The sequence below is a fragment of the Mycobacterium sp. ABE4_509 genome, assembly GCF_056160785.1.
In genome coordinates this window covers 1-8,741 of the sequence record NZ_JBSWXU010000190.1, presented here as the reverse complement: position 1 = coordinate 8,741, position 8,741 = coordinate 1, and the positions used below count along the sequence as shown (strand labels likewise).

General features: G+C 69.3%; 9 protein-coding genes and 1 pseudogene. 5 read left to right on the top strand and 5 right to left on the bottom strand.

Going from position 1 to position 8,741, the window contains the following annotated elements:
• Window positions 1-545, top strand: a pseudogene (locus ACXAID_RS25550) (hypothetical protein); the annotation flags it as partial.
• Here the strand turns inward: ACXAID_RS25550 and ACXAID_RS25545 are convergent.
• Window positions 514-1,488: an NAD(P)H-dependent flavin oxidoreductase gene (locus ACXAID_RS25545; protein WP_475024979.1), complete on the bottom strand. Its 975-nt coding sequence runs from the start codon at window positions 1,486-1,488 to the stop codon at window positions 514-516. The pseudogene ACXAID_RS25550 and the gene ACXAID_RS25545 overlap by 32 nt on opposite strands.
• A gap of 14 nt (window positions 1,489-1,502) precedes the next feature.
• A complete protein-coding gene (locus ACXAID_RS25540) occupies window positions 1,503-2,645 on the bottom strand; it encodes an acyl-CoA dehydrogenase family protein (RefSeq protein WP_475024978.1) in 1,143 nt (380 codons plus the stop codon).
• Window positions 2,646-2,689: 44 nt separating this feature from the next.
• Here ACXAID_RS25540 and ACXAID_RS25535 point away from each other — a divergent pair, with 44 nt between their 5' ends.
• On the top strand, window positions 2,690-3,271 hold the full coding sequence (locus ACXAID_RS25535) for a TetR/AcrR family transcriptional regulator (protein WP_475024977.1): 582 nt from the start codon (window positions 2,690-2,692) through the stop codon (window positions 3,269-3,271).
• Here the strand turns inward: ACXAID_RS25535 and ACXAID_RS25530 are convergent.
• From ACXAID_RS25530 to ACXAID_RS25520, 3 genes are read right to left on the bottom strand one after another with little or no spacing between them, the layout of a single operon-like run.
• Window positions 3,255-3,677 carry a PPOX class F420-dependent oxidoreductase gene (locus ACXAID_RS25530; protein WP_475024976.1) on the bottom strand — a complete coding sequence of 141 codons (423 nt, stop codon included), beginning with the start codon at window positions 3,675-3,677 and terminating at the stop codon, window positions 3,255-3,257. The genes ACXAID_RS25535 and ACXAID_RS25530 overlap by 17 nt on opposite strands.
• Window positions 3,674-4,711 (bottom strand): LLM class F420-dependent oxidoreductase, encoded by a 1,038-nt coding sequence (locus ACXAID_RS25525; RefSeq protein WP_475024975.1) that lies wholly within the window; start codon window positions 4,709-4,711, stop codon window positions 3,674-3,676. Before ACXAID_RS25525 ends, ACXAID_RS25530 begins: the two co-directional genes overlap by 4 nt.
• Before the next feature lie 52 nt (window positions 4,712-4,763).
• Window positions 4,764-5,609, bottom strand: coding sequence for a dienelactone hydrolase family protein (locus tag ACXAID_RS25520; protein ID WP_475024974.1), 846 nt, complete (start codon window positions 5,607-5,609; stop codon window positions 4,764-4,766).
• A 55-nt stretch (window positions 5,610-5,664) separates the two neighbouring features.
• Here ACXAID_RS25520 and glmS point away from each other — a divergent pair, with 55 nt between their 5' ends.
• The 3 genes from glmS to ACXAID_RS25505 all read left to right on the top strand — a co-directional run.
• Window positions 5,665-7,539: a glutamine--fructose-6-phosphate transaminase (isomerizing) gene (gene glmS, locus ACXAID_RS25515; protein WP_475024973.1), complete on the top strand. Its 1,875-nt coding sequence runs from the start codon at window positions 5,665-5,667 to the stop codon at window positions 7,537-7,539.
• Window positions 7,539-8,426: an alpha/beta fold hydrolase gene (locus tag ACXAID_RS25510; RefSeq protein WP_475024972.1), complete on the top strand. Its 888-nt coding sequence runs from the start codon at window positions 7,539-7,541 to the stop codon at window positions 8,424-8,426. The genes glmS and ACXAID_RS25510 overlap by 1 nt, the downstream gene beginning before the upstream one ends.
• A 120-nt stretch (window positions 8,427-8,546) precedes the next feature.
• A partial coding sequence (locus ACXAID_RS25505) for an NAD(P)H-hydrate epimerase (RefSeq protein ID WP_475024971.1) occupies window positions 8,547-8,741 on the top strand: 195 nt, incomplete at its 3' end.

The following is an 8,741-nucleotide window of genomic DNA, read 5'->3' as shown; positions in this document are numbered from 1 at the left end:
CCCCGGCAGAGGCCGCTGCTGCTGGGCCGCCGCTGCCCGCGGCGCCGTCACCGGGCGGGTCGGGCTTGCCGGACCTCGGCGGTGGCCTGTCGGGGCTCGGCCGGCAGTTCTCCGATGCGCTGAGCGGGCTGCTCGGTGATGCGGGCGGGATGGTTCCGGAGTTGGCCGAGCTCGACGTCCCCGAGCTGGAGGACCTCGACGATGAGGCCGACGATGAGGCCGACGATGAAGCCGACGAAGATGCCGAGGAGGAGGAGCCCGAGGACGGGGAGGACGAGGAGCACGGCGGGGACGGCGGGTCTGGAGCCGACGAGGCGACCGACGAAGAACCGGCCGAAGACGAACAGGACGCCGATTCCGGTGCGGAGGAGGTCATCCCGGTCACCGCTGAGCCGGTCGAGACGGTACCGCCGCCCGCCGAACCGCTGCCGCCCCCGGCCGAACCGGTCGCCGACGGGAGGTCTCCGTGCGAGATCGCCGCCGACGAGCTGCCGCAGGTGGGGGAGTCGAGCGTCAGCTCACCAGATCGGCCAACCGGTGGCTGATGATCTCCTCGGCTCCGGCGACGATGCGGCTGACGACCTCTCCGGCGCTGGGGATGTCGTCGATGAGGCCCATCGCGGTCCCGATCCACCAGATCCCGGCTTCCAGGTCGCCGGTCTCGTAGACCTTCACTCCCCGCTTGCCGGCCACCAGGTGGGCGATGTCGTCGAATTGACCGCCCTTGTTGAGGATCTCGACCACCTCGCGGGACACCGTGTTGCTGGCCACCCGGCCGGTGTTGCGCAGGGTGCGGAAGATCAGCTCGGTGCCGCGCTCGTCGCCGGCCACGATGGCTTCCTTGACGTTCTGGTGGATCGGCGATTCGGCGGTGCACATGAACCGCGATCCCATGTTGATGCCGTCGGCGCCCAGCGCCAGCGCGGCGACCAGACCGCGGGCGTCGGCGAAGCCGCCGGAGGCGATCATCGGGATCTCGATCTGCTCGGCAGCCGCCGGGATCAGCACCAGCCCGGGGATGTCGTCCTCACCGGGATGCCCGGCGCATTCGAACCCGTCGATGCTGATGCCGTCCACCCCCAGGGACTGGGCCTTGACCGCATGGCGCACCGAGGTGCACTTGTGCAGCACCTTGATGCCGTTGTCGTGGAACATCGGCAGGTGCGGCGCCGGGTTGGAGCCGGCCGTCTCGACGATCTTGATGCCCGTATCGACGATGACCTGGCGGTACTCGTCGTACGGCGGCGGGTTGATCGTCGGCAGGATGGTCAGGTTGACCCCGAACGGCTTGTCGGTCAGGTCCCGGGCGCGGGCGATCTCGTTGGCCAGGTCCGCCGGGGTGGGCTGGGTCAGTGCGGTGATCAGGCCGAGTCCGCCGGCCTGCGACACCGCGGCGGCGAGCTCGGCGCGCCCGACCCACTGCATCCCGCCCTGCACGACGGGATGCTCGATGCCGAATGTCTCGGTGAACTTCGTGGTGATCGTCACGGGTCTCCTCGTGATCAGGGGCGGGCCAGGTGCCGGCTGATGACCAGCCGTTGAATCTGGTTGGTGCCTTCGAAGATCTGCATGATCTTGGCTTCGCGCATGTACCTTTCCACACGGTAGTCGCGGGTGTAGCCGGCACCTCCGAGCACCTGCACAGCATCGGTGGTCACCTTCATCGCCGCGTCGGTGGCGGTGAGCTTGGCGACCGAGGCCTGCCGCGAGTAGTCCATTGCGGCGTCCCGGCGCCGGGCCGCATCCAGGTAGGTGGCCCGGGCGGCGTCGACGGCGGCGGCCATGTCGGCGAGCAGGAACCCCAGCCCCTGGTGGTCGATGATCTTGCGTCCGAACGTCGTCCGCTCCTGGCTGTAGGCCACCGCTTCGTCGAGGGCGGCCTGGGCCAGCCCGACGGCCACTGCGGCGATTCCGAGGCGGCCGGAGTCCAGCGCGCTGAAGGCGATCTGCAGGCCCTGGCCTTCGGTGCCGATCCGGCGGTCGGAGTCGAGGAAGGCGTCGTCGTAGTGCGCTGCGGTGGTGGGCACCGCGTGCAGGCCCATCTTCTCCTCGGGTTTGCCGAACGTGAGCCCGGCGGTGCCCTTGGGGACCAGGAAGCACGAGATGCCCTGGGAGCCCTCTGCGGTGCGGGCGAACAGGTTGTAGAAGTCGGCGATTCCGCCGTGGGTGATCCAGGCTTTGGCTCCGCTGATCCGGTATCCGCCGTCGGTCGGGGTGGCGCGGCAGCTCAGCGCGGCGGCGTCCGAACCGGCCTGCGGTTCGGACAGGCTGTAGGCGCCGATCGTGGTTCCGCCGAGCATCTCGGGCAGCCAGCGGTGCCGTTGCTCGTCGGTACCGAAGGACATCAGCGGATGACAGGACAGGCTGTGCACGCTGACCGCCACGGCTACGGCCGCCCACCGGGACGCGAGTTCCTCGAGAACCTGCAGATAGACCTCGTAGGGCTGCCCACCGCCGCCCCACTGCTCGGGGTAGGGCAGGCTCAGCAGCCCGGCCTCGCCGAGGGTGGCGAAGACGCCGTCGGGATAGGTCTCCCGCTTCTCGTGGTCGTCGACGATCGGGTCGAGCACCTTGTCGGCGATCTGGCGGGCGAGGGCCACCAGTTCGTGGGCTTCGTCGGTGGGTAGCAGGCGATCAACAGCCATACTCGGGACAGTACTACAGGACTGTCCAGAGTACTATCAGCTGTGTGACCAGGCCCTCGTTCGCGACCCGGCGGCGCACCGAACTGTTCGACGCACTGGTGGCGCTGCTGCTGGCCGAGGGCTTCGCACACCTGACCCTCGAGGACATCGCCGCCCGCCTGCATTGTTCGAAGTCCACGCTGTACACGCTGGCCGCGAGCAAGGAGCAGCTGGTGCGGGCCGCCACCGTGCACTTCTTCCGCTCGGCGGCAGACCAGGTGGAGGCACGCGTCGCCGCCCAGGTGGGGGCGCGCGAGCGGGTCGCGGCGTACCTGACGGCGGTCGGTGCCGCGCTGGACCCGGCGTCGGATCAGTTCATGGCCGATCTCGACGCGTTCGCCCCCGCGCGCGCCGTCTACGAGCAGAACACCCGGATCGCGGCGCGCCGGGTGCAGGAGCTGATCGCTGACGGGGTGGCCGCCGGCGACTTCCGCGACGTGCACGCCGCCTTCGCCGCCGATCTGGTGGCCACGGTCATGGTCCGCATCCAGCAGCGCATGGTGCGGCAGAACACCGGACTCGACGACGCCGAGGCCTACCGCGAACTGGCGGCCATCCTGACCGCCGGGATCAGTCGGCGAGGTTGAAGGCCTTGACGACCTTCGTCGGGGTCACCCGCACGATCAGCTCACCGGGAACGCCGTTGCGGCGCCCGTACTCTTCGGCGCGGTCGGCCCCCATGTAGCGCCCGCCGAGGCGGGTCGCGGTGGCCAGCAGCTCCCGGGGGTCTTCGCTGAGCGAGGCCTGTCCCTGGATCTGCACGAACGAGAACGGCGGCCGCTCATCGTCGACGCACACCACCACCCGCGGATCACGGTGCAGCGCACGTCCCTTGGCGGTGTCCTTGCCGGTGTTGAACACCAGCTCGTTGCCGTCGACGTAGAACCACACCGGGGCGACCAAGGGGCGCCCGTCGCGTGCGACATAGCCCAGTTTCGCGGTGCGGGTCCCTTCGGAGAGGAACGCGACCACGTCGTCGCCCAGCTCGGTCACAACACCGACTGTAGTTCCTCGACGAACCGGACGGTCTCACGCCGATCGGCCGAGAGCGGATGCACCAGCAGCGTCGTCACCCCGGCCTCGGCGAAGGCGGCCACCCGCTCCTTGACGAAGCCCGACGGACCGACCAGGGACACCTGACGGACCAACTCGTCGGGCACCGCTTCGATGGCTTCGGCCTTCTTGCCGGCGAGGTAGAGGTCCTGGATGTGGTCGGCGACCTCGCCGAAGCCGTACCGGGTGGCCAGGCTGTGGTAGAAGTTGCGGCCCCGGGCGCCCATACCGCCGATGTAGAGCGCTAATTGGGGCTTGGCCCAGGACAGCCGGTCCTCGACGTCGTCGCCGATCGCCAGGGTCGCGCTGACCATCACGTCGAGCGGGGCCAGTGCCGGGTCCCGCTTGGCGGCGCCGGCCCGCAAGGCGTCCCCCCAGACCTCGTCGGCCTTCTCCGGATAGAAGAACACCGGCTGCCATCCGTCGGCGATCTCGGCGGTCAGCTCGACGTTCTTGGGTCCCAGCGCGGCGATGGTGATCGGGATCTGTTCCCGTACCGGATGGTTGATCAGCTTCAGTGGTTTGCCGAGCCCGGTGCCCTGCTCGGCAGGCAGCGGCAGCCGGTAGTACTTGCCGTCGTAGCTGACCCGCTCGCGGCGCCATATCCGGCGGCAGATCTCGACCGTCTCGCGCGTGCGGCCGAGCGGTGCGTCGAACGGCAGGCCGTGGAATCCCTCGATCACCTGCGGTCCGGAGGTGCCCAGGCCGAGCCGGAACCGGCCGTCGGAGACGTAGTCCAGCCCGGCGGCGGTCATCGCCATCAGCGCCGGGGTGCGGGTGTAGATCGGCACCACCCCGGTGCCCAGTTCGATCCGCGAGGTCCGGGCCGCCAGGAACCCGAGTTGGCTGATCGCGTCGTAGGAATAGGCCTCGGCGACCAGGGCGATGTCGACGCCGATCTTCTCCAGTTCGACGACCTCGTCGACAGCTTCGAGGAAGCCGCCCGCATAGTTCAGGAAGATGCCGGTGCGCATGGATCAGGTATATACCCAACCGGTTGGTTGGGCAGCGCCGGGGCAGGGATCGCTACGGCTTCAGCAGCGCGACGACCTTGTTCTCCAGGTCGACCGGGTCGTCGGCGAACGGATCGAGCACCGGCGCCTTGGGCAGTTCGACCTCGGGATCGGCGAAATCCCGGTACTGCTTGTCCCCGGTCAGCATGTGCAGCAGATAGCCCGTCATCAACGCCCGGACGATCTTCTGGGAGCCGCGGTCGGCCCCCGGCAGTCCGACTGCGCGCCCCAGGCGCCGGCCCTCCACCAGACCGCCGGACTTGGCCTTCGGCGTGGAACGCAGCGTGGCCGGCTTCCAGGCCCGCGCCAATTCCACCGCGTTGGACCGCAGCGACATCGGATCGCCCGGAGCGGTGAGGATCAGCCCCGGCACCGTCAGCGACGCGCCGGGCTGCTCGGCCGGCGGGCTGGTGACCGTCGGATAGGCCGCGAACACCGCCCTGGGCTTGGCCGGCATACCGGCCGCGGTGAACACCGCCGCCGACGCGCCGAAACCGTGCCCGGCCACCCCGAGCTTGTCGGGGTGCACGCTGATGTCGCCGGTGCCCAGCCGGACCCCGGTGATGATGTCCAGCGCCGTGCCCAGGTCATAGGACAGATTCAGTGCCGACGGCGCGAGCCCGGTCTCGGTGTCGACCGCCGCGGCGACGATGCCCCACGACGCCAGGTGCTCGAGTGTCCCCTGGTAGCGCTGTGCCGATGTGATCCAATCGTGAGCGAAGGCCACGCCGGGCAGGCTCTTACCCGCCACCGGGGTGTAGACCACGCCGGGCAGGCCGGCAAACCCCAGGTCACCCCGCATGACGCGGTGGGGTCCGCGCCTGGTCAACGCGGCATAGAGCTTCTTGATACTCGCCACTGCACGACCGTAGCCCAACAGGGTTTCGTGTGCCGCTGCCGTACCCTGAATGGCTATGTGCGGAATTGTCGGCTACGTCGGGCAGCGTCCTGCCTGCGACATCGTCGTCGACGCGCTGCGCCGCATGGAGTACCGAGGTTACGACTCGGCAGGCGTCGCGCTTCTCGACGGTCGCGGTGGGCTCACAGTCAGTCGCAAGGCAGGGCGGCTCGCCAACCTGGAGACCGAGCTGGTCGAGGTCGGTATCAACGGGGCCCACGGTGCCACCGGGCTCGGCCACACCCGGTGGGCCACCCACGGCAGGCCCACCGACCGCAACGCCCACCCGCACTGCGACGCCACCGGCAAGGTCGCGGTCGTGCACAACGGCATCATCGAGAACTACGCGTCGCTGCGCGCCGAACTGGAACATGCCGGCGTCGAGTTCGCCAGCGACACCGACACCGAGGTGTCGGTGCACCTGGTCGCGCGGGAGTACGGCCACGGGCCGCACGCCGGGGACTTCGGTGCCTCGGTGCTGGCCGTGCTGCGCCGCCTGGAGGGGCATTTCACCCTGGTGTTCGCCCACGCCGACGAGCCGGGCACGATCGTCGCCGCGCGCCGGTCCACCCCGCTGGTGCTCGGCGTCGGCGACGGTGAGATGTTCGTCGGCTCCGACGTTGCGGCGTTCATCGAGCACACCCGTGAGGCCGTCGAACTCGGCCAGGACCAGGCGGTGGTCGTCACCGCCGACGGCTACCGGATCACGAATTTCGAGGGCGAGCCCGCCGACCCGAGCATCGACTACCGCACGTTCCATATCGACTGGGACACCTCGGCCGCCGAAAAGGGTGGCTACGAGTACTTCATGCTCAAGGAGATCGCCGAGCAGCCCGACGCGGTGTCGGACACGCTGCTGGGGCACTTCGTGGACAACCGGATCGTGCTCGACGAACAGCGCCTGTCCGATCAGGAGCTGCGTGAGATCGACAAGGTCTTCGTGGTGGCCTGTGGCACCGCCTACCACTCCGGGATGCTCGCCAAGTACGCCATCGAACACTGGACGCGGCTGCCGGTCGAGGTGGAGCTGGCCAGCGAGTTCCGCTACCGCGACCCGGTGCTGGACAGCCACACCCTGGTCGTGGCGATCTCCCAGTCCGGGGAGACCGCCGACACGCTCGAGGCGGTGCGCCACGCCAAGGAGCAGAAGGCCAAGGTGCTCGCGATCTGCAACACCAACGGCAGCCAGATCCCCCGGGAGTGCGACGCGGTGCTCTACACCCGTGCCGGACCGGAGATCGGGGTGGCCTCGACGAAGACGTTCCTGGCCCAGATCGCCGCGAATTACCTTGTCGGCCTTGCGCTCGCGCAGGCGCGCGGCACCAAGTACCCCGACGAGGTGGCCCGCGAGTACTACGACCTGGAAGCGATGCCCGAGATGATCTCGCGGGTGCTGGCCACCGCCGACCCGGTCATGCAGCTCGCGCACCAGTTCGCGTTGTCGTCCACGGTGCTGTTCCTGGGTCGCCACGTGGGTTTCCCGGTGGCGCTGGAAGGCGCGCTCAAGCTCAAGGAGCTGGCCTACATGCACGCCGAGGGCTTCGCCGCCGGCGAGCTCAAACACGGACCCATCGCGCTGATCGAGGACGACCTGCCCGTCATCGTGGTGATGCCCTCGCCGAAGAACGCGGCGATGCTGCACGCCAAGCTGCTGTCGAACATCCGCGAGATCCAGGCGCGCGGCGCCATCACCATCGTCATCGCCGAGGAGGGTGACGACACGGTGCGGCCCTACGCCGACCACCTGATCGAAATTCCCCAGGTGCCAACACTTTTCCAGCCACTGCTGTCGACCATTCCGATGCAGCTGTTCGCTGCCGGGGTGGCCCAGGCGCGCGGTTACGACGTGGACAAGCCGCGCAACCTGGCGAAGTCGGTCACGGTCGAGTAGTGCCGCCCAGGGGCGTCGGACACTTCGTCGAAGGCCGCTATCCCCACTTCCTCGATGTCTACGAGGCGGGCATGGCCGACCTGCCCCCGGTCGCCGACCGCGCCGACGTCGCCACCGGGTTCGGCACTGTCCGGGTCTACCGCTTCGACGGTCCCGGGAGGGTCACCCCGCTGGTCCTGCTGCCGGGGCGCAACGCGTCGACCCCGATGTGGCGGGCCAACCTGCCCGGGCTGGCCGCGCGACGCACGGTGTACGCAGTCGACCTGCTCGGTGAGGCCGGGATGAGTGTGCAGACCCGCCCCATCAGCGACGCCGGAGACCAGGCGCAGTGGCTCGAGGACACCCTGGCCGGTCTCGACCTGCGGCGGGCTCACCTGTTGGGGGCGTCGATCGGTGGCTGGGCGGCGGTCAACCATGCCGTCCGTTTCCCCGGTCGGGTGGCGTCGCTGACCCTGCTGGACCCGGTGATGACGCTCGGTGGCATCCCGGTCCGCACCCTGGCGGCGTCGGCCTTGATGGCGCTGCCCACGCCGAAGTCGTTCCGCCGGTGGTTCCTGTCCTGGGTGTCGGGCGGGGTGATGGCCGACTACTCACTGCCGGAGGTCCGATTGATCGATTCGGCGACGACCGACTTCGCGCTTCGGCTGCCGGCACCGGCGCGGATCACCGATGACCAACTTCGCGGGCTGACGATGCCGGTGCTGGTGTTCCTGGGCGGCCGCAGCGTGATGCTGGACGCCGACGCGGCGGCGGCACATGCGCGAAAGCTGATCGCACACAGCCACGTCGAGGTCTATCCGGAGGCTTCGCACGCGATCAGCGGCGAGTGCGCCGAGGCGATCGAGCAGGTCGCCGCGGCGTTCTGGGACGACGTGGACCGGGGCTGAGTCACGCCTTCCCTGATTGCCGTCGCACAGCGAGTCCAGCCGGCGTGTTCGAGTTCGAGCAGTTCCTCGGTCGTCATGGATGTCGTCATACCCTTCATGTCGCCGCGTAGCGTGCAACTCATGCGGTCCTATTTCACCGCCCAGCAGATCCGCGATGCCGAGGCGCCGCTGCTGGCGTCGCTACCCGACGGCGTCCTGATGCGTCGCGCCGCGTTCGGGCTGGCCACCGCGATCGCGCGGGAACTCGGCACGGTCAGTGGCCGCACGGTGTGCGCGGTCGTCGGCTCCGGCGACAACGGCGGCGACGCGCTGTGG

Coding starts and splice junctions, on each gene's coding strand:
- ACXAID_RS25540 (WP_475024978.1), bottom strand. CDS start 2,645: ATGGCTGTTGATCGCCTGCTACCCACCGACGAAGCCCACGAACTGGTG.
- ACXAID_RS25525 (WP_475024975.1), bottom strand. CDS start 4,711: ATGCGCACCGGCATCTTCCTGAACTATGCGGGCGGCTTCCTCGAAGCT.
- glmS (WP_475024973.1), top strand. CDS start 5,665: ATGTGCGGAATTGTCGGCTACGTCGGGCAGCGTCCTGCCTGCGACATC.